Annotated in this window: 22 protein-coding genes; 16 read left to right on the plus strand and 6 right to left on the minus strand. The window is 64.4% G+C overall.

The window, feature by feature from the left end:
* Position 1 precedes the first annotated feature (1 nt).
* From CLU91_RS12430 to CLU91_RS12470, 9 genes are all read left to right on the plus strand, one after another.
* Positions 2-421: a DUF4259 domain-containing protein gene (locus CLU91_RS12430; RefSeq protein ID WP_100874411.1), complete on the plus strand. Its 420-nt coding sequence runs from the start codon at positions 2-4 to the stop codon at positions 419-421.
* Between the two features lie 117 nt (positions 422-538).
* A complete protein-coding gene (locus CLU91_RS12435) occupies positions 539-1,417 on the plus strand; it encodes an HlyC/CorC family transporter (protein WP_034746750.1) in 879 nt (292 codons plus the stop codon).
* A 16-nt stretch (positions 1,418-1,433) separates the two neighbouring features.
* Positions 1,434-3,023, plus strand: coding sequence for an apolipoprotein N-acyltransferase (gene lnt, locus CLU91_RS12440; protein ID WP_232730725.1), 1,590 nt, complete (start codon positions 1,434-1,436; stop codon positions 3,021-3,023).
* Between the two features lie 145 nt (positions 3,024-3,168).
* Entirely contained in the window at positions 3,169-4,086 is a 918-nt protein-coding gene (gene glyQ / locus CLU91_RS12445) for a glycine--tRNA ligase subunit alpha (protein ID WP_096237792.1), read from the plus strand.
* A gap of 39 nt (positions 4,087-4,125) precedes the next feature.
* Positions 4,126-6,228: a glycine--tRNA ligase subunit beta gene (glyS, locus tag CLU91_RS12450; RefSeq protein ID WP_100874412.1), complete on the plus strand. Its 2,103-nt coding sequence runs from the start codon at positions 4,126-4,128 to the stop codon at positions 6,226-6,228.
* The gene (gene gmhB, locus CLU91_RS12455; protein ID WP_100874413.1) at positions 6,228-6,815 is read left to right on the plus strand and encodes a D-glycero-beta-D-manno-heptose 1,7-bisphosphate 7-phosphatase; all 588 of its coding nucleotides are present in this window, start codon (positions 6,228-6,230) and stop codon (positions 6,813-6,815) included. The genes glyS and gmhB overlap by 1 nt, the downstream gene beginning before the upstream one ends.
* Before the next feature lie 16 nt (positions 6,816-6,831).
* Positions 6,832-7,572: a lysophospholipid acyltransferase family protein gene (locus CLU91_RS12460; protein WP_100874414.1), complete on the plus strand. Its 741-nt coding sequence runs from the start codon at positions 6,832-6,834 to the stop codon at positions 7,570-7,572.
* A 44-nt stretch (positions 7,573-7,616) separates the two neighbouring features.
* Positions 7,617-8,540, plus strand: coding sequence for a M48 family metallopeptidase (locus CLU91_RS12465; protein ID WP_100874415.1), 924 nt, complete (start codon positions 7,617-7,619; stop codon positions 8,538-8,540).
* A 64-nt stretch (positions 8,541-8,604) separates the two neighbouring features.
* Positions 8,605-9,996, plus strand: coding sequence for a hypothetical protein (locus tag CLU91_RS12470; protein WP_157814685.1), 1,392 nt, complete (start codon positions 8,605-8,607; stop codon positions 9,994-9,996).
* 1 nt (position 9,997) lies between these two features.
* On the opposite strand, the gene waaA is transcribed toward CLU91_RS12470, so the two are convergent.
* The 4 genes from waaA to CLU91_RS12490 form a co-directional block, all read right to left on the minus strand.
* Positions 9,998-11,284: a lipid IV(A) 3-deoxy-D-manno-octulosonic acid transferase gene (waaA, locus tag CLU91_RS12475; RefSeq protein ID WP_100874417.1), complete on the minus strand. Its 1,287-nt coding sequence runs from the start codon at positions 11,282-11,284 to the stop codon at positions 9,998-10,000.
* An 18-nt stretch (positions 11,285-11,302) separates the two neighbouring features.
* Entirely contained in the window at positions 11,303-12,325 is a 1,023-nt protein-coding gene (waaC, locus tag CLU91_RS12480; RefSeq protein WP_100874418.1) for a lipopolysaccharide heptosyltransferase I, read from the minus strand.
* Between the two features lie 4 nt (positions 12,326-12,329).
* On the minus strand, positions 12,330-13,724 hold the full coding sequence (locus CLU91_RS12485) for a phosphomannomutase/phosphoglucomutase (RefSeq protein WP_100874419.1): 1,395 nt from the start codon (positions 13,722-13,724) through the stop codon (positions 12,330-12,332).
* A 99-nt stretch (positions 13,725-13,823) separates the two neighbouring features.
* A complete protein-coding gene (locus CLU91_RS12490) occupies positions 13,824-14,132 on the minus strand; it encodes an H-NS histone family protein (RefSeq protein ID WP_100874420.1) in 309 nt (102 codons plus the stop codon).
* 544 nt (positions 14,133-14,676) lie between these two features.
* Between CLU91_RS12490 and CLU91_RS12495 the strand changes: the two genes are divergently transcribed.
* From CLU91_RS12495 to CLU91_RS12525, 7 genes are all read left to right on the plus strand, one after another.
* Positions 14,677-15,516, plus strand: coding sequence for a symmetrical bis(5'-nucleosyl)-tetraphosphatase (locus tag CLU91_RS12495; RefSeq protein ID WP_100874421.1), 840 nt, complete (start codon positions 14,677-14,679; stop codon positions 15,514-15,516).
* 93 nt (positions 15,517-15,609) lie between these two features.
* The gene (locus tag CLU91_RS12500; protein WP_100874422.1) at positions 15,610-16,530 is read left to right on the plus strand and encodes an AraC family transcriptional regulator; all 921 of its coding nucleotides are present in this window, start codon (positions 15,610-15,612) and stop codon (positions 16,528-16,530) included.
* A 118-nt stretch (positions 16,531-16,648) separates the two neighbouring features.
* Positions 16,649-17,203, plus strand: a complete 555-nt coding sequence (locus tag CLU91_RS12505; protein WP_099401571.1) for a carboxymuconolactone decarboxylase family protein — start codon at positions 16,649-16,651, stop codon at positions 17,201-17,203.
* Between the two features lies 1 nt (position 17,204).
* Positions 17,205-18,287, plus strand: a complete 1,083-nt coding sequence (locus CLU91_RS12510) for an acyl-CoA dehydrogenase family protein (RefSeq protein ID WP_100874423.1) — start codon at positions 17,205-17,207, stop codon at positions 18,285-18,287.
* Positions 18,284-19,078 (plus strand): ABC transporter ATP-binding protein, encoded by a 795-nt coding sequence (locus CLU91_RS12515; RefSeq protein ID WP_100874424.1) that lies wholly within the window; start codon positions 18,284-18,286, stop codon positions 19,076-19,078. The genes CLU91_RS12510 and CLU91_RS12515 overlap by 4 nt, the downstream gene beginning before the upstream one ends.
* Before the next feature lie 17 nt (positions 19,079-19,095).
* A complete protein-coding gene (locus CLU91_RS12520) occupies positions 19,096-20,340 on the plus strand; it encodes an ABC transporter substrate-binding protein (RefSeq protein WP_100874425.1) in 1,245 nt (414 codons plus the stop codon).
* A gap of 2 nt (positions 20,341-20,342) precedes the next feature.
* A complete protein-coding gene (locus tag CLU91_RS12525; RefSeq protein WP_100874426.1) occupies positions 20,343-21,107 on the plus strand; it encodes an ABC transporter permease in 765 nt (254 codons plus the stop codon).
* Here the strand turns inward: CLU91_RS12525 and CLU91_RS12530 are convergent.
* Positions 21,097-21,846, minus strand: coding sequence for a lysophospholipid acyltransferase family protein (locus CLU91_RS12530; RefSeq protein WP_100874427.1), 750 nt, complete (start codon positions 21,844-21,846; stop codon positions 21,097-21,099). The genes CLU91_RS12525 and CLU91_RS12530 overlap by 11 nt on opposite strands.
* 100 nt (positions 21,847-21,946) lie before the next feature.
* On the minus strand, positions 21,947-23,248 hold the full coding sequence (locus CLU91_RS12535; RefSeq protein ID WP_100874428.1) for a dihydroorotase: 1,302 nt from the start codon (positions 23,246-23,248) through the stop codon (positions 21,947-21,949).
* Positions 23,249-23,271 lie beyond the last annotated feature (23 nt).

Below are 23,271 nucleotides of genomic sequence, written 5' to 3' on the forward strand. Positions count from 1 at the left end.
CATGGGAACCTGGGCACTGGACGCCTTCGGCAACGACTACGCCATGGATTGGGCGCAGGATCTGCACGAATACAAAACCCTGGAACTGGTCGAGACCACGCTCGACAACGTCATCGACAGCCAGCAAGCGGAACTGGAAGCGCCGTTCGCCGCCGAGGCGCTGGCCGCGCTGGAAGTGATCGCGCGCCTGCAAGGCAAGCCGGGAGAAAACGACCCGGCCACGGCGGAAGTGGACGCATGGGTGGCCGCCTGCAAGAAGAAGGTCACGCCGCCGCTGCTGGAAAAGGCGCGCCTGGCCTTCGAGCGCATCATGGCCGAGTCGTCGGAACTGCGCCAGCTGTGGCAAGACAGCGAGCATTTTACGGACTGGCAGGCGGACGTGGCGGCCCTGCGCGCCCGTGTGCTGGGCCAGGACGCCTGAAACGTCGGGCAACGGCGCACTTCAACGTATTAAATTTGCATCAAAAGCGGGGAAATCCGGTATTGCCCCACTTTTGGTGTATCCTATATCCCTTCGCAACAACGGCTCACGCCTCCTATGCCCGAGCATCCTAGTGGCGTCAGAACTGACGTCAAGCCCCACCGGTCACTGTTTGAACGCCTGACCGCACTCATTTCCCCCGAGCCAGAGAACCGTGCAGAATTGCTCGAAGTTCTACACGATGCGCATGAACGCAAGCTGATCGACGCCGACGCCCTGTCGATGATCGAAGGCGTGTTCCAGGTATCGGATCTCTGTGCGCGCGACATCATGATTCCCCGTTCGCAAATGGATGTCATCGACATCAGCAAGCCGATCGAGGAATGGATGCCGGAAGTCCTGTCCACCGCCCACTCGCGCTTCCCCGCGATCGAAGGCGAGCGCGACAAGGTCATCGGCATCCTGCTGGCGAAAGACTTGCTGCGTTACTACGCAGAAGAAACTTTCGACGTACGCGACATGCTGCGCCCCGCCATCTTCATCCCCGAATCGAAACGCCTGAATGTGCTGCTGCGCGATTTCCGCGCCAACCACAATCACATGGCCATCGTCGTCGATGAATACAGCGGCGTCGCCGGCCTGATCACCATCGAAGACGTGCTGGAACAGATCGTCGGCGACATCGAGGACGAATACGACTTCGACGAAGCCGAGGACAACATCCTCTCGCTCAAGGAAGGCCAGTTCGGCCCCCGCTGGCGCGTCAAGGCGCTGACCGAGATCGAACAGTTCAACGAGGAAGTGGGCAGCCACCTGGTGGACGACGACGTCGACACCATCGGCGGCCTCGTCTCGAAGTACCTGGGCCGCATGGCGCACAAGGGCGATATTTTCGACCTGGGCAATCTGCGCTTCGAGGTGCTGCGCGCCGATGCGCGCCAGGTGCACGTGCTGCTCGTCGAGCGCCTGCCCAACGTGCCGGAACTGGAACTCTGACATGCGCGTGCTGTAAATGCGTTTCAGACGCGTCGATCCCAACGCCCCCGCCAAACCGCCCCGCAGCACGTGGGCGCGCATGCTGACTGCCGCCATCGCCGGCGCCGTCGCCGTGCTGGCGTTCGCCCCTTTCGGCTACTGGCCGCTGCAAATCCTCAGCCTGGGCGTGCTGTTCTACCAGGTGCTGCGCGCATCGAACGTCAAGGCCGGCGCGCTGATCGGCTGGGCCTATGGCTTCGGCTGGTGCGCGGCCGGCACGCACTGGCTGTATATCTCGATGCACCGCTATGGCGACATGGCCGCGCCGATCGCCGCCATCGCCGTGGCCCTGCTGGCCCTCTTGATGGCCATTTACGTGGCCCTGGCCATGGGCGCGGCCGCCTGGCTGCGCCAGCGCTGGGTGCTGTCCCTGCCCGCCATGACCCTGCTGGTGCTGCCCGCCACCTGGACCTTGTTCGAATGGACGCGCGGCTGGCTGTTTACGGGCTTTCCGTGGCTGGCCACCGGCTACGCCCACAATGCCAGCCCGCTGGGCGGCTTTGCACCCATCGTCGGCGCGTATGGCCTGGGCTGGCTGGCGGCGCTGTCGGCCGGCGCCCTGCTGCTGCTAGTCCATCCACAGCGCCGCACGCGCTGGAGCGCGCTGGGCGGCGTCATCGCGCTGTACGCGGCCGGCGTTGGCTTGCAATACGTGAACTGGACCCACCCTGTCGGACGCGCGATCACGGTGCGCCTGTTGCAGGGCAATGTGCCGCAACAGCAGAAATTCGACCCCGGCTTCGTGCTGGGTGCCCTGCAGATGTACCAGAGCGCCATCACCAGTGCGCCGGCCGACCTGATCGCCACGCCGGAAACGGCCGTCACCGTGCTGCCGCACCAGCTGCCGCCCGGTTATCTGGAGAATCTGGCGACGTATTCGCAGCAGACGGGCAGCACGATTTTGCTCGGCATGCCCGTGCTCGACGAGCAGCAGCGCTTCTACAATGCGGCCGTGGGCATCACGCCCAACGCCACGCCGGGACCGTATTACCAGTACCGCAAGCACCATCTGGTGCCGTTCGGCGAATTCGTGCCGCCCGGCCTGCACTGGTTTGTCGCCATGATGGCCATCCCGCTGGGTGACATGGGCCGCGGCGCGGAGGTGCAGGCGCCGCTGCAGGTACGCGACCAGCTGGTGCTGCCCAATATCTGCTACGAAGACCTGTTTGGCGAGGAAATCGCGGGACAACTGGCCAGCGCCCACCGCAATGGCAAGCAGTCGGCCTCGGTGCTGCTCAATATCTCGAACCTGGCCTGGTTTGGCGACTCGATCGCCATCCCGCAGCATCTGCAGATTTCGCAGATGCGCAGCCTGGAAACGGGCCGCCCGATGCTGCGCTCGACGAACACGGGCGCCACCGCCGTCATCGACGGCAAGGGCGTGGTGCAAAGCCTGCTGCCGCCGGAACAGCAAGCGACCCTGGCGGCCAAGGTGCAAGGCATGGGCGGCATGACGCCATACATTCTGTATGGCAATAAACTGGTGCTGGCCCTGGCCGCGCTGGCCTTGCTGACGGCCTTCCTGCTGTCGCGCGCCGCGCGCCGTGGCCGCGCCGCGCAGCAATAAGCGGCCGATATTGCCCGAAGAGTCACAGTGGGCCCGTAAAAACCGCTAAAATTAGCAAAATCCCGGCCCGGACGCTAGCCCAACAGCGTGCGGGCTTCAAGCAAACCTTAACAAAGCGCAGCCTCCCGCGCGGCGAACTCATACGATGCTCACATTTCAACAAATTATCCTGACCTTGCAAACCTATTGGGACAAGCAAGGTTGCGCCCTGCTCCAGCCTTACGACATGGAAGTCGGCGCCGGCACGTTCCACACCGGCACCTTCCTGCGCGCGATCGGCCCGGAACCGTGGCGCGCCGCGTATGTGCAGCCGTCGCGCCGCCCGAAAGATGGCCGCTATGGCGAAAACCCGAACCGCATGCAGCACTACTACCAGTATCAGGTGGTGCTCAAGCCCGCGCCGGAAAACATCCTCGACCTGTATCTGGGTTCGCTGGCCGCCCTGGGCCTGGACTTGCAGCAGAATGACGTGCGCTTCGTCGAAGACGACTGGGAAAGCCCGACCCTGGGCGCCTGGGGCCTGGGCTGGGAAGTCTGGCTGAACGGCATGGAAGTGACCCAATTTACCTACTTCCAGCAAGTGGGCGGCCTCGATTGCAAGCCCGTGCTGGGCGAGATCACCTACGGCATCGAACGCCTGGCCATGTATCTGCAGGGCGTGGAAAACGTGTACGACCTGGTCTGGACAGAGTGGGAAGAAAACGGGATTACCAAAAAGCTGACCTACGGCGACGTCTTCCACCAGAACGAGGTGGAGCAATCGACCTACAACTTCGAGCACGCGAATACGGACCTGCTGTTCGAACAGTTCGGCAACTACGAAGCGGAAGCGAAGCGTTTGATCGAGCTGCAACTGACCCTGCCCGCCTACGAGAAGATCATGAAGGCGTCGCACAGCTTCAATATGCTCGATGCGCGCGGCGCCATCTCGGTGACGGAACGCGCCGCCTACATCGGCCGCGTGCGCACCCTGTCGCGCCTGGTGGCGCAAGCGTATTACGACTCGCGCGAGCGCCTCGGTTTCCCGATGCTGCCCGCCGCAGACCAACCCGCCGCCGCTTGATCGCCTAGCTCATACACCGCCGTACCAGACAAGAACACCATGAACCAAACACTGCTCATCGAACTGCTGACCGAAGAACTGCCGCCGAAAGCGCTGGCCAAACTGGGCGCCGCCTTCACCGCCGGCATCGTCAACGGCCTCAAAGCGCGCGACTTCCTCGAAGCCGACAGCGTCGCCACCAGCTACGCCTCGCCGCGCCGCCTGGCCGTCTCCATCACCAATGTGCGCGAAGTCTCGCCCGATAAATCCATCCGTGAAAAAGTCTTGCCCGTCTCCGTGGCGCTGGACGCGAACGGCAACGGCACGCCGCCGCTGGCCAAGAAACTGGCCGCGCTGGGTTTCCCCGACCTGACGGTAGCGGACCTGGAACGCGCCGTCGACGGCAAGGCCGAAAGCTTCTTCTACACCTACACGGCGCCAGGCAGCCAGCTCGCTGCCGGCGCGCAAGCGGCATTGACGGAGTCTTGCGCCAAGCTGCCGATTCCAAAACTGATGAGCTATCAGCGCCCGGACGGCACCACCGTGCAATTCGTGCGCCCGGCCCACAGCCTGATCGCCCTGCACGGCATCAACGTGCTGCCTCTGACCCTGCTGGGCCTGACGGCCGGCCGCACCACCCTGGGCCACCGTTTCCTCACCGATGGCGAACCGATCACCATCGCGCACGCGGAAAACTATGCGCCGTCGCTGATCCTCAACGCCAGCGTCATCGCCAGCAACGAGGAACGCAAGGAACGCATCCGCGCCCAGCTGCTGGACAAGGCCGGCGCCGACCAGGTCTTGATGCCCGAAGCGCTGCTCGATGAAGTCACCGCCCTGGTCGAATGGCCGGTCGTGTATGAATGCCACTTCGAGGAAGAATTCCTGGCCGTGCCGCAGGAATGCCTGATCCTCACCATGCAGACGAACCAGAAATACTTCGCCCTGACGGACAGCGAAGGCAAGCTGCGCTCGCGCTTCCTGATCGTCTCGAACATCGAGACGGACACGCCCGAGCACATCATCGGCGGCAACGAGCGCGTCGTGCGCCCGCGCCTGTCCGACGCCAAGTTCTTCTTCGAGCAGGACAAGAAGAAGACGCTGGCATCGCGTTTGCCGCTGCTGGCCAACGTCGTCTACCACAACAAGCTGGGCACGCAAGCTGCGCGCACAGAAAGAGTAAAAGCATTAGCCGGCGCCATCGCCGCCAAGCTGCAATATGACGTGGCCCTGGCCGAACGCGGCGCCCTGCTGGCCAAGGCCGATCTGCTGACCGACATGGTGGGCGAATTCCCCGAGCTGCAAGGCATCATGGGCACGTATTACGCGCGCCATGACGGCGAGGCGGAAGAAGTGGCGCTGGCCGCTTCCGAGCACTACCAGCCGCGCTTTGCCGGCGACGCCCTGCCGTCGACCGCCACCGGCACCGCCGTGGCCCTGGCCGACAAGCTCGAAACCCTGGTCGGCATCTGGGCCATCGGCCTGGCGCCGACGGGCGACAAAGACCCGTTCGCGCTGCGCCGCCATGCCCTGGGCGTGCTGCGCATGCTGCTGGAAAAGCGTTTGCCGTTGTCGATCCAGGGCTTGCTGGCGGATGCCGCCGCGCAGTTCGCAGCCGTTCCCGGCTTCAAGGACCCGGTCGCGGATGTCACCACCTTCATGCTCGACCGCCTGCGCGGCATCCTGCGCGAACGCGGTTTCTCGCCGAATGAAATCGAAGCCGTCGTGGCGCAAAACCCGGACCGCCTGGATGACATCGTGCAGCGCCTGGAAGCCGTGCAGGCGTTTGCCGCCCTGCCGGAAAGCGCCTCGCTGGCCGCCGCGAACAAGCGCATCACCAACATCCTGAAAAAGAACGAGGAAGCCGTGAGCCAGGTCGCCGCCGGCGGCGTCAACGTGGCGCTGCTGCAGGACGAAGCGGAGAAAAAACTCGCCGCCGCCGTCTCGCGCGTGCAGCCGGAAGTCGACGCGGCATTCGCCAAGGGCGACTTCACCAGCACCCTGCAAACCCTGGCGCAGCTGCGCGACGACGTCGACGGCTTCTTCAACGACGTGATGGTGATGGCCGAGGATGTCGCCCTGCGCAACAACCGCCTGGCCTTGCTGTCGTCCTTGCACGGCATGATGAACCGCGTGGCCGACATTTCCAAGCTGGCGGCATAATGGGCATTCCGGCGCTGAAACTGATTATTCTCGACCGCGACGGCGTCATTAATCATGACTCGCCGGACTTCATCAAATCGCCTGCCGAATGGCTGCCGATCCCCGGTTCGCTCGAAGCGATCGCCCGCCTGAACCAGGCAGGCTATCGCGTCATCGTCGCCTCGAACCAGTCGGGCATCGCGCGCGAATATTTCGACATGACGGTGCTGAACGCGATCCACCAGAAGATGCATACGCTGGCGCAGCAGGTCGGCGCCGATATCGACGCCATCTTCTTTTGCCCGCACGCGGGCGCGGACAATTGCGACTGCCGCAAGCCGAAACCGGGCATGTTCCATGAAATCTCGAAGCGCTACAACACCAGCCTGAAAGGCGTGCCCACCGTTGGCGATTCGCTGCGCGACCTGCAGGCAGGTTTCATCAGCGGCTGCGTGCCCTACCTGGTCTTGACGGGCAAGGGCGAAAAAACCAACGAAACAGGCGGCCTGCCACCCGGCACCCAGGTCTTCCCCGACCTGGCCGCCGTGGTCAGCCACCTGCTCAAGGCGCCAGCAGCATCTGCGCCCAACGTGGCATTCAGTATCTAATTTTCGGAGAACCGCATTGCGTAATATTTCCCTGTTCCTGCGATCCCTGCTGTTCATGACCATCATGATCGTGGCCACCATCGTCTGGGCCTGCGTGTGCTTTTTTGCCGCGCCGTTGAGCTACAACAAGCGCTATTGGGTCACCTCGCGCTGGAACGTGTTTATCCTGTGGTGCGCCAAGGTCATTTGCGGCATCCGCTATGAAGTCAAGGGCGCCGAGAACTTCCCCGACGCGCCGGCCATCGTGCTGTCGAAGCACCAGTCGGCCTGGGAAACCATCTTCCTGCTGCCCAGCCTTCCCCGTCCGCTCGTGTATGTGTTCAAGAAGGAGATTCTGTACATTCCGTTCTTTGGCTGGGCCATGGCGCTGCTGCGCATGATTCCCATCGACCGCAAGCAGGGCAAGCATGCGTTCAAGAGCGTCGTCGCGCATGGCAAACGCCGGCTGGCTGACGGCCAATGGATTATCATGTTCCCTGAAGGTACCCGCATCCCCGTGGGGCAGGCGGGCAAGTACAAGAGCGGTGGCACGCGCCTGGCCATTGCCACGGGCGCCGTGGTGGTGCCGATTGCGCATAACTCAGGCGAATGCTGGCCCAAGCAGTCATTCCTCAAACGCCCGGGACTGATCACCGTCTCGATAGGCAAACCGATTTCGCCGGAAGGGCAAACCCCGGACAGCATGATGCAACAGGTGGAAAATTGGATAGAATCAGAAATGCGCGTCATTTCGCCTCACGCCTACAACGCTGGCTAGACGGCATCAGCGCGGTCATCCAGGAGCCGACACTGCGCCAGCAGATGAAGACCATCAAGGTCGGCGACCAGCAACTGGATCTGTTCGCGCATGACGTCTCGACCAGCACGCCCCCGGCGGTGCGCCCTACGGCACCGCCAGCGCCGCCCGTGGCACCACCGCTAGTGGCCCCCGCGCCACCCATCGTTCGCCCCGTTCCACCGCCCCTGCCTTCTCCGCCACGCCCTGCCGATGGCCCTCCGCTGCGTCAGCTGCAGCTGGGCAGCCACCTCGTCGAATTCGCCCTGCGCCGCTCCACGCGCCGTTCCATCGGCTTCATGATCGACGATAACGGCTTGCGCGTGACCGCGCCCAAGCGCGTCACCCTGGCCGAGATCGACAACGCCATCCGCGCCAAGCAGAGCTGGATCGTCTCCAAGCTGCTGGAGCGGGGCGAGCGCAAAGTGCAGCGCCAGCAGCGCCCGCCCGTGGCCTGGGTCGATGGCGCCGTGCTGCCTTACCTCGGCGGCGACATCACCCTGCGATTGCACCAGGCGCCGCGCCACCGCGCCAGCTTCCAGCGCGAGACGAATGAACTGCACGTATGGGTCACGCCCACGGGCAGCGAACAGCAGTTGAAGGAAAAAGTGAAGGGCTGGTTCCAGCACGAAGCGCGCCAGCTGTTCGAAGCGCGCCTGGACGTATATGCGGACAAGCTGGGCGTGCAGTACGATTCGCTGTCGCTGTCGTCGGCCGGCACGCGCTGGGGCAGCTGCACCATCGAGCGCAAGATTCGCCTGAACTGGCGTTTGATCCACTTTGCCCTGCCGCTGATCGACTACGTGGTGGCGCATGAACTGTCGCACCTGCTGGAAATGAACCACAGCCCCCGCTTCTGGGCCACCGTGGAGTCGATTTATCCCGATTATGATGGCGCCAAGCAGGCGCTCAGAAAACGCTCGCAGGAGTTGCCCGTTTTGTTCCAATGAGACGGCACTACCGCCTGCGCCGTAGGCATGGGATACTGGATGTTCCATCCTGCCCATTTCGTCCATGAATATTTTCAAGATGCTGTTTGGCGCCAAGGCTGCCGCCGCGCCAGCAAGCCAACCACTGCCTGCAGCGCCCAGTGACCAGCCCTCGCTGGAAGATGAACTGAACCATTATTCCGGCTATGAACGACAGGCCGCGCTGGAACGCTGTGCCGCTCTGGACAGGACAGACCTACTGCCCTTGGTCATCGTGCGCCTCAATGACTGGGTGCCTGCCGTGCGCGATGCAGCGCGTGTCACCATGCAGCACCTATTGCCACTGGCGCCAGTCCCCCAGTTATTGCAGATACTACCGAACGTTCTGCGCCTGCGTGAAATGAGCAGGAGCGACCATGCGGACTGGCTGCAGCACTTTGAACGCACCGTACTTGAACTGCTGAGCGTGCAAGACTTGCTCGATGGCGTCTGTGGCAAGAACGTCCATGTCGCCAGGAGCTGCTTCTACATGCTGCACCAGTACGGTCTGGGCGATCGAGCACAATACATCGGTATGGCGCTCGCCACGCGCGGAGATACGGTACTGGCAACGCAAGCGCTACGGCTGTGCGCCAGCACCGCACCCGACGTACAAACGGCGCTATACCTCAAGGCGATGTCGTCGCCTTTCGGCCGGATACGTACCAGTGCGTTATTGTCGCTGACGCAAGCGCCTGGCGGCCAGGATATGCGCGCGCTGGCGTTGACAAGCCTGTTGGATGCCCAAGCGTCGGTACGCTACCTGGCCGTCGCCTGCCTTCAAACAATGGGAGAGGATGCACGCATCAGCTACCGCGCCATTCTGGCCAATCCGGCATCGAACACGCAGGCCATTCGTGTCAGCCTGCTGTCGCTGGGCAGCCTGCGCGCGCCAGAAGATCTTGAGCTGATTCGTGCCTTTACGCAGTCAACGCCGCCATCCGTGCGCCTGGCGGCCTACAACGCCTGGTTCAAGGCGGCGCCATCCGATAAAGACGAGATCGCCCTGCAAGCTGCAGGCGACGTAGCGCCAGGCATGCAGAAATTTGCCTGCCAAATGGTATCGCGTCAGGGTGCGTTCATTCCCTTCGCCACACTGCGCCCCTTGCTGGAAGCGAGGGGTGAGCATTATCTGCTACTACGCTACGCTTCCGGCAACAAGTGGCAATGGCTCGCGACCATCGCGCACCTGGCCCTGGCGCACGCACCACACGGGCCACCCCAGACGTACCTGGACCATGAACTGCTGCGTTGGATCAGGGATGCTCACCGCATTACCGGTGAGCCGAATGGTCAACAGCATGACCTTCTGTCACAAGAGTGCGCACAAGCAGCGCTGCGCGCGCTGTTGACAGTGCACGACGAGCAATACAGCACGTTGCTCACGCATGAACTGGCACTGCATCAGTTGACTCCTGCCAAGACCCCGCAGCACTAAACTATCGCAGCAAAGGTTGGATGGCAGCGATAGTGCGCGGCGTGGCGCCCCGGTGCTGCGCCGCGAAGGCCAACGCCTTTTGCCCCATCGACGCCAGCTGCGCGGGATCCTGCAGCAAGGCCGACGCCTGCGCCATCAGCGCGTCGGCGTCCGCCACCCGCGCAGCACCGCCGGCGGCAATCGCCTGCTCGGTCACGAGCGCGAAATTGAAGGTGTGCGGGCCGATCAGCACGGGTTTGCCCAGGGCCGCCGGCTCGATCAGGTTTTGTCCGCCCAGCGGCAGCAGGCTGCCGCCGACAAAGGCGCAATCGCAGGCCGCGTAATACGCAAACATCTCGCCCATCGAGTCGCCCAGCAGCACCTGCGTGCCCGCCGCCACAAGATCGTCCTGCGCCAGACCGGACCTGCGCTGCACGGCCAGGCCCTGCGCCGCGATCAGCTTTTCCACTTCGTCAAAGCGCTGCGGATGGCGCGGCACGATCAGCAGAAGCGCATTCGCCGGCAAGCTGGCGCGGATATACGCATCGAGGAGCAGATGCTCTTCGCCTCCGCGCGTGCTGGCGCACAGCAGCACGGGGCGCGGGTGGGACGATGCATCGATGGCGCTGCGCAGCGCGGCCCCCGTCGCCAGCGCCGCCGCGGGCACGACGACGTCGAACTTGATGCTGCCCGTGACGACCACGTTCCGCACGCCCAGCAGGCGCACGCGCTCGGCGTCGTCCTGCGTCTGCGCCGCCACCAGGGTGATGCCGCGCGCCGCGTCCGCAATGAGTTTGCCCAGGCGCTGCGCCTTGCCCAGCGAACGCTGCGACAAGCGCGCGTTGGCCAGCACCACCGGCACTTTGTAGCGATTGCATTGGTGGATCAGGTTCGGCCACACTTCCGTCTCCATCAGGATGCAGATGCGCGGCGCAAAGTGACGGATGAAACGGGCCGGCATGGCGCCCGTGTCGTAGGGCAGGTAGCTTTGCACGAGGCGCGCGCCATGTTTGGCAAACAAGGTTTTACCGGTCGCGCGCCCCGTCGGCGTCATGTGCGTGAGGACGATGCGGCACGCGGGCCATGCGGCCAGCAGCGCATCGATCAGCGGCTCGGCCGCGCGCGTCTCGCCAACGGAGACGGCGTGTAGCCAGAGCGTGGCTGGTGCAGGTGCCTGCTGGCGAGGGTAAAAGCCCAGGCGCTCGCCCCAGTGCTGCCGGTAGCCGGGTTCCTGGCGTCCGCGCAACCACAGCCGCGCCAGCACCAGGGGCAAGGCCAGCCACCAGGCAAGGGTATAAAGAAGTCGCATGATTGTTTAACGCTGACGTCAGGCGGGAGGATAGTCGGCCAGCAGGCGCTGTGCCGCGGCCAGCACTTCCGGCACGCCGGGCGGCGCACCCATGTCGCCCAGGTTGATGATTTTCGGCGACCAGTTGCCTTCCGTTTTCCACAGCGGCGAATCGGCATAGATTTCCACCGTCGGACGCACAAAGGCGGCGGCGATATGCGTCAGGCCCGTGTCGACGCCGACCACCAGCGCCGCGTGGCGCGCCAGCAGGGTGGCATCGCCCATCGACAGCTTCGGCAGCACGCGCGCATTCGGCAGGCCGGCCGCCAGTACTTCTGCTTCCGCCTTTTCCTTGGGAGAACCCCAGGGCAGCAAAATCGGCATCGGTGCCAGCGCATGGCCCAGGGCGATCCAGTTTTCCGGCGCCCATTTCTTGGCGTCGCGCGCGGTGCCGTGGAAATACACGCAGTATGGCGCCACGCCCATCCAGTCCGGGCGCGGCTCGCTGCCTGACACTTCCGGCAAGCCGAAATCGGCCGGCGTATCGAGCGTGTAGCCGAGTGCCGCGGCGGCCACCATGCGGCCGCGCGCTACCGCATGCGTGCGTGGATCGAGCGGAATGCTTTTCGTGTGAAAGATGCGCGAGATACCTTCGTAGCCCGAGCCCTCGCTGCCGTTGGCCAGGCCGACCTTCTGTCCGCCCGGCGCCAGGCGCGCGGCGCCCATGATGATGCCCGTCTTGAGCAAGCCCTGGGTATCGAACACATAATCGTAGCGCGTCTGGCGCAGGCTGCGGAAGAAGGCGGCGATTTCCGCGCGCGTCTCCTTCTTGCCCAGGCCCTTGCGCCAGCGCCGCAGCGCAAACGGGAAGATGGTTCCCACGCGCGGGTTCAGGCGCACCAGGCTGGTGTAGCCCTCTTCCACCACCCAGTCGATGGTCGCGTTCGGGAAATGGCGGGCGATGTCCGCCACCATCGGCAGGTTATGCAGCACGTCGCCCAGCGAAGACACGCGCACCAGCAGGATTTTCAAGGGCGCCTGTGCGCCAGGTTGACCGGCCATGCTGTCAGAACGGCAGGACGGCGTCAGGCTTGGCGGCCAGGATCACGCTCTTGAACTGGCCCTGGATGCGCGCCAGGGCTGCCGGCGTTTCCGCCTCGAAGCGCATGACGATCACCGGCGTGGTGTTGGACGAGCGGGCCAGGCCGAAGCCGTCCGCGTATTCCACGCGCAAGCCATCGATGGTGATGATCTGTTCATTGCCCGGGAAGACGGCGTCGCGGCGCAGCATGTCCATCAACGCAACGTTCTCGCCTTCCTGCAGTTTCAGGTGCAGTTCCGGCGTGCTGTCGGACTGCGGCAGGGAATTGAGCAGGGCCGAAGGATCGGCTTCACGCGTGAGGATTTCCAGCAGGCGCGCGGCCGAATACATGCCGTCGTCGAAACCGTACCAGCGGTCCTTGAAGAAGATATGGCCGCTCATTTCGCCGCCCAGCGGCGCACCCGTTTCGCGCAGCTTGGCTTTTACCAGCGAGTGGCCGGTCTTGTACATCAGCGGCACGCCGCCATGTTTGCTGATCCACGGCGCCAGGTGGCGCGTGCATTTCACGTCGTACAGGATTTGCGCGCCCGGATGGCGGGTCAGCACGTCGGCGGCAAACAGCATCATCTGGCGGTCAGGGTAGATGATCTGGCCATCCTTGGTGACCACGCCCAGGCGGTCGCCGTCGCCATCGAAGGCGATGCCGATCTCCGCATCCGTCTCGGCCAGGCAGCGGATCAGGTCTTGCAGGTTTTCCGGATGCGCCGGGTCCGGATGGTGGTTCGGGAAATTGCCATCGACGTCGCAGAACAGTTCGATGACTTCGCAGCCCATGCCGCGGAACAGGTCGCCCGCGAAGGCGCCGGCCACGCCATTGCCGCAATCGACGGCGATCTTGATCGGGCGCGCCAGCTTGACGTCGCCCAGGATGCGCTGCAGGTAGGCGGCGCGGATATCGTGCGTGGCATAGGCTCCCGGGTTGGCAACGTCCTTGGCGCTGGCGCTGCCGTCGTGGGCGACGATGCTGTGGTACAGCGCCTGGATCGCTTCGCCGTGGATCGCTTCGCCCGCCAGCACCATCTTGAAACCATTGTAGTCAGGCGGATTGTGACTGCCCGTGACCATGATGCCGGAGCGCGTGTCGAGCACATTCGTGCCGAAGTACACCATCGGCGTGGCCACCACGCCCAGGTCGATCACGTCGACGCCGGCCGCTTGCAAGCCCTGCGCCAGCGCTGCCGTCAGTTCCGGTCCCGACAGGCGGCCATCGCGGCCGATCACGACCCGCTGCTCACCCTTGGCCAGGGCGGCCTGGCCAAATGCCTGACCGATCTTGTAGGCCACGCTGGCATCGAGGGTTTTAGCAATGATGCCGCGAATATCGTAGGCCTTGAAGATCGTTCTGGACAATGGAAGCATGGTGTGGGCGCTATCAGTATAAGTAAGGGTATCGATAAGGTGCCTGGCAAGGTACAGCGCGTGGCTGGCAGCTTGCCACTGCGCCAAGAGTATACCGAATTATACGCGCAGCAGATCGATGGACTTGCCCGATTCCACCCACTGCCTGACCCACAGCGGCTGGCGACCACGGCCTGTCCATTGTTGGGCAGCATTGTCAGGATGGCGGTAACGTACCGCGACTTTGCCCGTGCGCGGGTGCAAGCCGTCGAGTATCAGCTGTTTCAGCGGAATGCCCGCTTGCTGCGCGATGGCCATGATCTGTTCGCGCGCCTTGTTCAAATCTTCACGCTCGCGGCTGTTCAATTCCTGCTTCACATTATCTTCCAGCTTGCGCAATTCCAGCATCGTCATCGTCGACAGATCCATCCTGTATATCCTTTATATTCAATTAAATAATAAAATCACGTGAAATATACTACATTGCATAAAAATCCGCGCACGGTAACGTAATTCCTCGTCGCTTGAATGACAGGCCGCGATTTATTTACCGGCTCAACATTAAGATTAAATGAAGAATATGCCGAAACCGCACGTGGAGACATGAATAAACAGGAATAAAATGACATTCCGGCTGGCATGGCACGATCATCGATTCCAACAAGTATGCCAGGCAATGATTATCGCGATAAAGCAGCGACATATTCAGCTAAGTAGGTCGTGGAAAATTATTGTGAAGTTATGGCGAACAGAACCGGATGCTCTGCAAGGCGCCCGCTGCGACGCAGTGCGAGCACTGCTAGCAGCGGGCAACACCGCAGAGCGCCGGGTATGGAAGTCAGAAATCACAATAATTTATTGCGACCTACTTAAGTAATCCTCGGGAAATTAAGAAGACGCTCACTACCAAGATATGCTTTAAGGGCAGCCATGCTTATAATGCCTGCGCGTAGTTCACTTCACCCTGGCACATATGAAAACTTACTTTATCGGCGATCTGCAAGGCTGCCATGCACAAACCGTTGAACTGATCGAACGGATCCAGGCGGCAGCCGATGGCCCCTACCGCCTGCTGTTCGCTGGCGACTTGATCAACCGCGGTCCGGCCTCGCTGGCTACGCTGCGCCACGTACACGCGCTGGCGCAGCAAGGCCTGGCCGACAGCGTCCTGGGCAACCATGACTTGCATTTGCTGGCCGTGGCCAACGGCATCCGCCCCGAGCATGCGTCCGATACGCTGGCCGAGATCCTCGACGCCCCCGACCGCGGGGAGTTGCTCGCCTGGCTGCGCCAGCGCCCGCTCGCCATGCAGCACCAGGGCCATGTACTCGTGCATGCGGGCCTGCTGCCGCAATGGAGCGCGGCCCAGGCCCTGTCCCTGAGCGGCGAAGTGTCCGCCATGCTGCGCAGCGACGAGTGGGTGGCCTTCCTGCGCACCATGTACGGCAACGAACCGGCCGCCTGGCGCGACGACCTGCAGGGCGCCGACCGGCTGCGCTGCATCGTCAACGCCATGACGCGGCTGCGTTTTTGCACGCCGGACGGCGTGATGGACTTCAAGATGAAGGAGAGCGGCAGCCCGCCACCCGGCTCCGGCCTGCTGCCGTGGTTCGACGTGCCGGGACGGCGCAGCGCGGGCGACACCATCGTCTTCGGCCACTGGTCGGCGCTGGGACTGCAGTTGCGGGAACACCTGATCGGCCTCGATAGCGGCTGCGTCTGGGGTGGAAAACTGTCGGCCGTGTGCCTGGAAGACCGCTCCTTGCTGCAGGTCGATTGCCCCGCCTTCCAGCAGCACAGCGGCAAGCGCTAAATGGCACGCATGGCGCGCATATGCTTAGTCGAAATCGGTCGTTGGCCTTGCCGCGCGCAGCCCGTATGATGCAGCTTTTGCCTGTGCGATCCCATGCATCCTGATACCGACAGACTGGCGCGCTGGCTGCTCGGCAGCCTGGAACTCGACACCGCCGTCCTGCATGTGGGCCAGTACTGCGGCCGCTGGCGCGCTTCCACGGCGGGGCGGGAACTGGGCAGCTTTCACCTGGTGCTCGACGGCCACTGCTATCTGCACCTCGATGGCGCGGCGCCGATTGCGCTCGGCCCGCGCGACGGCGTCTTCCTGCTGCGCGACTTGCCGCACTTCCTCAGCCCCCACAGCGACCCGCTGCAGGCGGTCAGCGCGCAAGCGATGCTGCCGCTGCAAGCGTCCACGGACCAGCCGGCGACGGCGCTGGCTTGCGGCTTCTTTCAATTTCGCGGCGCCCTCTCCGCGCTGATCGTCGACTCGTTTCCGCCGTATCTGCTGATACGCGGCGACGCGCACGCCTTCAGCGCCGCTGCCGCGCTGTTCGACCTGATCCTGGCGGAAGCGGGCGGCGATCCGGAACAGCCGTCACCCCTCATCGCGCGCCTGGTCGAACTGCTGTTCTTTTACCTGATCCGCCATGTGGCGCAGGGCGAGCAGGTGGCGGCCGGCCTGCTGTCGCTGCTGCACCAGCCCGCGTTTTCGCCGCTGCTCGAACGCATGCTCGACGCGCCCGCCGACGACTGGTCGATCGAGAACATGGCCAAGGCGGCGTGCATGTCGCGCGCCAGCTTCTGCAAGCATTTTGCCAGCGCCAGCGGCCACTCGCCGGCCCAGTTCCTGCTCCTGCTGCGCATGAAGATCGCCGCGCGGCGCCTGCACGACGGCGTCTCCGTCGAACGCGCGGCCGAACTGGTGGGCTACCGGTCCCACGCCGCCTTCACGCGCGCCTTCAAGCGGGTCACGGGCGAGCAGCCGGGCGCCTACCGGCGCGACCAGAGATTGCGCCAGCTAGCCAGCTGAAGTCAAGGAACACGAAATCGCAGACGAACGAACACAAAACGACGACGCTGACGTCTGTTGCGTGCACGGCATGGCCGATATAATGGCCGGGTGACTTACCAACTTAGCAAGGTACCCCATGTCCCGTCTGACGCTGCACACTCTCGATACCGCCCCGGCCGATAGCCGCCCCTTCGTGGAAAAAGCCATCGCCAACAATGGCTTCCTGCCCAACCTGATCGGCGTGCTGGCCAATGCCCCGCTGGCCCTGGAAACCTATCTGACCGTCTCCGGCATCAACGGGCGCGCCAGCTTGAGCCTGATGGAACGCGAAGTGGTGCAGATCACGGCCGCGCGCATCCACGGCTGCGATTTCTGCATCGCCGGCCATAGCGCCATCTCGCTGAAAAAAGCGGGCCAGACGCCGGACACGGTGCGCGCCCTGCAGCACGGCCAGCCGACGAACGACGCAAAACTCGACGCCGTCGCCGCCTTCGCCACGGCCGTCATCGCCACGCGCGGCGCCGTCAGCGACGCCGAATATCAAGCCTTCCTGGCCGCCGGCTACAACGAGCAGCAGGCGCTGGAAGTGGTGCTGGGCATCAGCCTGGCCACCCTGTGCAATTTCTCCAACAGCCTGGCCGGCACGCCCGTCAATCCGCAATTGACGCCCTACCTGCCTGGCGCCGTCTGACATGGGCCAGCTCAATCACTGGCTGCACACGCATGCCGACCAGCTCGACCAATCGTCGGAACTGGCTGAAGCCGTTTTGCCGGCGCTCGCTGGCGACCAGTTGCTGGCCATCGGCGTGCCGCGGGAACACGGCGGCGCGGGCGGCGACGTGCGCGACGCCATCGACGCCATCGCCAAAGTGGCCGAGCAATCGGTGACGGCCGCCTTTGTCTTCTGGGGCCAGCGCTGCTTCATCGAATTCCTGCTGCAAAGCGAGAACCGCGCGCTGGCCGAGCGCCGCTTGCCCGGCCTGCTGGCAGGCACGCAGGCAGGCGCCAGCGGTTTGTCGAACGCCATGAAATTCTTGTCCGGCATCGAGCAGCTGCAAATCACGGGCGCGCGCCACGATGACGGCCTGCTCGTCGACGGCGGCCTGGCCTGGGTGACGAACTTGCGCAAGGCGGGCTTCGTCGCGGCCGCCGCCGTGGCGCCCAACGACGGCGCGCCACCCGTCATCGTCGCCTTCGACAGCGGCACGGCAGGCGTCAAACGCAGCGACGACCTGGACCTGATCGCTCTGCGCGGCAGCAATACGGCTTCCGTCAAGCTGGCGCAGGTGCACATCCCCGCCGCGGATATCATCAGCGACAATGCGCCGGCCTGGCTGCCGCAAGTGCGCCCGTCGTTCCTCGGCATGCAGTGCGGCCTGTCGATCGGCCTGGCGCGCGCCAGCCTGGCAAAAGCGGCGCAGATTTCCGCCGGTTCGCGCAACCAACTCACGCCGCGCATCGAAGCGCTGCAAGCGACCTTGGAAGGCGCCGTCACGACCCTGCTGGCCGGCGTGCACGATGGCCGCTTCAGGACGCAGGCACCGGCCATGTTCCGCCTGCGCATACAGCTGGCCGACGTGCTGCAGCAGGCGCTGATGCTGGAACTGCAAGCCATGGGTGGCCGCGCCTATTTGAACGCCGAGCAGCAGGGCTTTGCCCGCCGCTGGCGCGAATCGTCGTTCATCCCCATCGTCACTCCCAGCCTGACGCAATTGCAGGCGGCCTTGCAGCTGTTCGACAGCCAGCAGGCGGCCAAGGCGGGAGCGTCGGCATGAGCGCGACTGATTGGGCGCTGCAGGCACAGGACCTGAGCTACGCCTATCCTGGCACAGCGCCCGTGTTCCAGCACGTCACGCTGGGCGTGCGCAAGCGCGAAATCGTCTGTCTTCTGGGCGGCAGCGGCTGCGGCAAATCGAGCCTGCTGCGCGTGCTGGCCGGCTTGCAGCCGCCATCCACGGGCGAGATCCAGTTCCTCGACGCGCCCATGCGCGAGCCGGACCCGCGCAGCGCGCTCGTCTTCCAGCAAGCGAGCCTCCTGCCCTGGCTGAACGTCACGGGCAACGCCGGCTTCGGCCTGGACTTCAAGCACCAGCCGCAGCTGACGCGCGCAGCGCATGAGGCGCGCGTGGCGCAAGCCATCGAAGCGGTCGGCTTGAAGGGCCGTGAAAAGCTGTATCCGTCCGCGCTGTCGGGCGGCATGGCGCAGCGCGTGGCCCTGGCCCGTGCTCTCGCGCGCGAACCGGAACTGCTGTTCGCCGACGAACCGTTTTCCGCCCTCGACGCCATCACCCGCGCCGAGATGCAATCCTTGCTGGTCGACGTGGTGCACCGCTGGCACACGGCCGTGCTGCTCGTCACGCACGATATCGACGAAGCGATTCTCGTGGCCGACCGCATCTTGCTGATGGGCGGCAAGCCGGGCAACATCGTGCGCGAATGGCCCGTCGCCATCGACCAGCCACGCATTGGCCACAGCGCCGACGTCATCGCCCTGAAAATGGACATCCTCGACGCCCTGCAGGCGCTGCAAAAGCAGGATCAAGCGCCTGCCTTTGCTCCCCATTAATCGACCGGAACTTTCCCATGACATTCGAAGATAAAAACAAACCCCTGCACATCTGCGCCTCGTCCGATTGCGACTGCGGCCTGACGCGGCGCGACTTCCTGCGCATGTCGGCCCTGGCCACGGCCAGCGTCGCCTCGCCCCTGCTGTTCGCCGGCGACGCCATGGCCCAGCAAGGCCCGAAAGGCGACGACCAACCCGTGAAAATCGGCTACCTGCCGATCACCGACGCCACCCCGCTGCTCGTCGCCCACGCTCGTAAAATGTTCGAAGCGGAAGGCTTGCAGGCCGAAACGCCACGCCTGTTCCGCAGCTGGGCACAGATCATCGAAGCGTTCGTCGCCGGCCAGGTCAACGTCATCCACTTGCTGTCCCCGGCCACCCTCTGGGTGCGCTACGGCGCCAAGTTCCCGGCGAAAGTCGTCGCCTGGAACCACGTCAATGGTTCCGCCCTGACGGTGGCCAACGAGATCAACAAGGTCTCCGACCTGGGCGGACGCACGGTCGCGATTCCCTTCTGGTACTCGATCCACAACATCCTGCTGCAGCAAATCCTGTCCTCGAATGGCTTGACGCCGGTCACGCGCGCGCGCAACGCGGCCATCAAGCCGAATGAAGTCAACCTGATCGTGCTGGCGCCTGCCGAAATGGTCTCGGCCCTGGCCAGCAAGTCGATTGCCGGCTACATCGTGGCAGAACCCTTCAATGCGGCGGCGGAAAACGCCGGCATCGGCAAGATCCTGCGCTTCTCGGGCGACGTGTGGAAAAACCATGCGTGCTGCGTCACTTTCCTGTCCGAGCGCGACATCAACACGCGTCCCGAATGGGCGCAAAAGGTCACCAACGCCATCGTCAAGGCGCAGCTGTGGACGCGCTCGAACCAGGTCGACACGGCCAAGCTGCTGTCGAACGTGGGCGAGCACCGCTACACGCCGCATCCGCTGCAGGTGCTGACCAAGGTGCTGGCCACCACCGATTACGCCGGCTACGAAAAGCAGGGCCTGATCGTGCACAAGAACTGGCAGCAGCGCCGCATCGACTTCCAGCCGTATCCGTTTGCTTCGTACACGGAAGAACTGGTGCGCGCCATCGGCCGCACCAAGGTCGAGGGCGATACGCGCTTCCTGGCCAACCTCGATCCGAAGTTCGCCGCGCGCGACCTGGTCGATGACCGCTTCGTGCGCAAGGCCATCACGGCAGTCGGCGGCCCGGCCGCCTTCGGCTTGCCGGCCAACCTGCTGCGCAGCGAAACCGTGGCGGTCTGACGATGGCGAGCAAGTTGTTCACGAAGTTCGGCCTGCCCCTCGTGGGGCTGGCCTGTGCCTTGCTGTTGTGGTCCATGGGCGTGACGGCGCTGGAGAAATCCACGCCGATTGCCACCGCCTTTGCGCCGCTGCCCACGGCGCTGGCGTTCCAGGAGATGGTGGGCGGTGCGGATATCTGGCTGCACGTGGTACTGAGCCTGCAACGGGTGGCGGTCGGCCTGGGACTGGCGATCATCATCGGTGTGCCGCTGGGCGTGCTGGTGGCCATGTCGAAAAGCTTTTCCGGCGCGGCCATGCCGCTGTTCCAGCTGCTGCGCATGATTTCGCCGCTGTCGTGGATGCCGATCGCCGTGATGGTGCTCGGCGTCGGTGACGCGCCCGTGTATTTTCTACTGGCGTTTGCGGCCGTCTGGCCGATTTTGCTCAATACGGCGGCCGGCGTGGCCCGGCTCGATCCGAACTGGCTGCTGCTGGCGCGCAGCCTGTCGGCCACGCGCAGCGAAATCGTCTTCAAGGTGATTTTGCCGGGCATCACGGCCGATATTCTGACGGGCGTGCGCCTCGCCATCGGCATCATCTGGATCGTGCTGGTGCCGGCGGAAATGCTGGGCGTGTCGGCCGGCCTCGGCTACTTCATCCTCGACACGCGCGACCGCCTCGCGTACTCGGAACTGATGGCCGCCATCGTGCTGATCGGGATTTTAGGGTTTATGCTCGACTACCTTGCCCGCGCCGCGCATGCGCGCTGGCTGCACGTCAAGAACTAAGCTGTTCCAGCGGCAGCGTAGCGGCTACGGCCGCCTGCGTTGCCGCTGCCAGCTCGCGCCGGTGCGCGTCCAACGTCGCCACCGGCTCTAAACAGGTCAGCCGCGCCGTAATCGGCGGACCGCTCAGAATCGCCACCATGCTTTGCGCAAAACTCATGTCGCCGATGAAGTCGACGGCGTGGTGCAAGGCCCCCTTGTCATCCACATACACGAGCGCGAACGGCTGCACCGGCACTTGCGCGTCGATGGCCGCCTCGAACAGATTGGCGTGAAACGGCAGGATCTGCCCCTGCGCGGCGGTCGTGCCTTCGGGGAAAAACGCGATGCGCTCGCCCGCCGTCAATTTATCCACCAGCCCCTGGAAAATCAGGCGCAGATCGCGCTTGCTGCCGCGTGAGATGAAGATGGTGCCGGCGCGCCCCGCCAGCCAGCCCAGGATCGGCCAGGCACGGATTTCCGCCTTGGCGACGAAACGGCAGGGGTGAACGGCATTGATGACGAAGATGTCGAGCCACGAGACGTGGTTCGCCACCACCATCGCATGCTCGAGGGCCGCCACGCTGTCGGCCGGCTGCGCCACGTGCACGCCGCAGATGTCGAGCAGTTGCGTCGACCAGCGGCGGATGCGCCGGTTGCGCCCCTCCAGGTCCAGCCAGGGAAAGAGCACGGCGCTCTTGGCCATGCCGCAGCCCAGGTGAATGGCGATGCGCGCGAGGCGGTAGGTAAGCAGAAGTTTCAAATGACACCAGATAAAGAAGCAAACCCACAGCAAATTCTGGGGTCAGACCCGGCGGGTCTGACCCCGGCAGTATGCTGGAGTTTCACTCCAGTACAAAAAATTAACGCTGAAACGCCACCCGTCCGGCAACGATGGTCGCCTTGACGATGCCGCTCAGCTCATAGCCGAGGAAAGGCGTGTGCTTGCCCTGGCTGGCCAGCGACGCCGACGACACGGTCCAGCGCGCGGCGGGATCGAAGACGCAGATGTCGGCCGCTTCGCCCACGGCCAGGCTGCCGGCCGGGATGCCGGCGACCCTGGCCGCATCCGACGTGACCTTGGCCACGGCGCGCGCCAGCGGACGCGCGCCCGCTTGCGGCTGCTCCAGTGCGTAGTCGTCGGCCCATTTCAGGGCCAGCGACAGCAGCAGTTCCAGGCCCGTGGCGCCCGGCGACGCTTCGCCGAACGGCAGCAGTTTTTCATCGTCGTCGACGGGCGTGTGGTCCGAGCACATGGCGTCCACCGTGCCATCGAACAGGCCGGCGCGGATCGCATCGCGGTCGCGCTGGCTGCGGAACGGCGGCGTGACGCGCGCGTTCGAATCGAAAAAGCCGATGTCGGCGTCCGTCAGGTGCACATGGTGCACGCCCACGTCGCAGCTGACGGGCAAGCCTTCTGCCTTGGCGGCGCGGATCAGTTCCAGGCCGGCCGCCGACGAGATGCGGCACAGGTGCACGCGCGCGCGGCTGGCGCGCATCAATTCAAAGATCGTGTGCAGGGCGATGGTTTCGGACATCACGGGCACGCCGGACAAGCCCAGGCGCGAGGCCAGCGGACCGCTGTGGGCGATGCCGCCGCGGCCGATGTGCGGATCCTGCGGGCGCAGCCAGACGGTGTAGCCGAAGGTGTTCGCGTACTGCATGGCGCGCAGCAGCACGGTGGTGTCTTCAATCGGTTCCTCCGCCTGCGCGAAGCCGATGCAGCCCGCTTCCGTCAGTTCCGCCATTTCCGTCAGCGACTTGCCCTTCAAGCCCATGGTCAGCGCGCCCAGCGGGTGCACGTGGGCCTTGTTCTGCGTCTTGGCGCGGTATTTCAGCATCTCCACCAGGCCCGGCTCATCCAACACGGGGTCCGTGTCGGGCGGGCACACCAGGCTCGTGACGCCGCCTTGCAGCGCCGCCTGCAGTTCCGATTCCAGCGTCGCCTTGTATTCGTAGCCCGGTTCGCGCAGGCGCGCGGACAGGTCGACCAGGCCGGGGGCAACCACCAGGCCGGCCGCGTCAAACGTCGTATCGGCGGCAAAGCCGGCCGGGGCGCTGCCCACGGCCAGCACTTTGCCATCGGCGATAAACAGGTCTTGCAAGCCATCGATGCCGTTGGCAGGGTCGATCAGGTGGCCGTTCTTGATATGTAGTGTCGTCATGCTCGCTTACTCGTCCTTGGGCT

The organism is Janthinobacterium sp. 64 (genome assembly GCF_002813325.1).
Taxonomy (GTDB): domain Bacteria; phylum Pseudomonadota; class Gammaproteobacteria; order Burkholderiales; family Burkholderiaceae_D; genus Janthinobacterium.

Excerpts from the sequence above, each read along its gene's own strand:
- CLU91_RS12430 (WP_100874411.1), top strand. The coding sequence starts at position 2 with ATGGGAACCTGGGCACTGGACGCCTTCGGCAACGACTACGCCATGGAT.
- CLU91_RS12435 (WP_034746750.1), top strand. The coding sequence starts at position 539 with ATGCCCGAGCATCCTAGTGGCGTCAGAACTGACGTCAAGCCCCACCGG.
- lnt (WP_232730725.1), top strand. The coding sequence starts at position 1,434 with ATGCGTTTCAGACGCGTCGATCCCAACGCCCCCGCCAAACCGCCCCGC.
- glyQ (WP_096237792.1), top strand. The coding sequence starts at position 3,169 with ATGCTCACATTTCAACAAATTATCCTGACCTTGCAAACCTATTGGGAC.
- glyS (WP_100874412.1), top strand. The coding sequence starts at position 4,126 with ATGAACCAAACACTGCTCATCGAACTGCTGACCGAAGAACTGCCGCCG.
- gmhB (WP_100874413.1), top strand. The coding sequence starts at position 6,228 with ATGGGCATTCCGGCGCTGAAACTGATTATTCTCGACCGCGACGGCGTC.
- CLU91_RS12465 (WP_100874415.1), top strand. The coding sequence starts at position 7,617 with ATGAAGACCATCAAGGTCGGCGACCAGCAACTGGATCTGTTCGCGCAT.
- CLU91_RS12470 (WP_157814685.1), top strand. The coding sequence starts at position 8,605 with ATGAATATTTTCAAGATGCTGTTTGGCGCCAAGGCTGCCGCCGCGCCA.
- waaA (WP_100874417.1), bottom strand. The coding sequence starts at position 11,284 with ATGCGACTTCTTTATACCCTTGCCTGGTGGCTGGCCTTGCCCCTGGTG.
- waaC (WP_100874418.1), bottom strand. The coding sequence starts at position 12,325 with ATGGCCGGTCAACCTGGCGCACAGGCGCCCTTGAAAATCCTGCTGGTG.
- CLU91_RS12485 (WP_100874419.1), bottom strand. The coding sequence starts at position 13,724 with ATGCTTCCATTGTCCAGAACGATCTTCAAGGCCTACGATATTCGCGGC.
- CLU91_RS12490 (WP_100874420.1), bottom strand. The coding sequence starts at position 14,132 with ATGGATCTGTCGACGATGACGATGCTGGAATTGCGCAAGCTGGAAGAT.
- CLU91_RS12495 (WP_100874421.1), top strand. The coding sequence starts at position 14,677 with ATGAAAACTTACTTTATCGGCGATCTGCAAGGCTGCCATGCACAAACC.
- CLU91_RS12500 (WP_100874422.1), top strand. The coding sequence starts at position 15,610 with ATGCATCCTGATACCGACAGACTGGCGCGCTGGCTGCTCGGCAGCCTG.
- CLU91_RS12505 (WP_099401571.1), top strand. The coding sequence starts at position 16,649 with ATGTCCCGTCTGACGCTGCACACTCTCGATACCGCCCCGGCCGATAGC.
- CLU91_RS12510 (WP_100874423.1), top strand. The coding sequence starts at position 17,205 with ATGGGCCAGCTCAATCACTGGCTGCACACGCATGCCGACCAGCTCGAC.
- CLU91_RS12515 (WP_100874424.1), top strand. The coding sequence starts at position 18,284 with ATGAGCGCGACTGATTGGGCGCTGCAGGCACAGGACCTGAGCTACGCC.
- CLU91_RS12520 (WP_100874425.1), top strand. The coding sequence starts at position 19,096 with ATGACATTCGAAGATAAAAACAAACCCCTGCACATCTGCGCCTCGTCC.
- CLU91_RS12525 (WP_100874426.1), top strand. The coding sequence starts at position 20,343 with ATGGCGAGCAAGTTGTTCACGAAGTTCGGCCTGCCCCTCGTGGGGCTG.
- CLU91_RS12535 (WP_100874428.1), bottom strand. The coding sequence starts at position 23,248 with ATGACGACACTACATATCAAGAACGGCCACCTGATCGACCCTGCCAAC.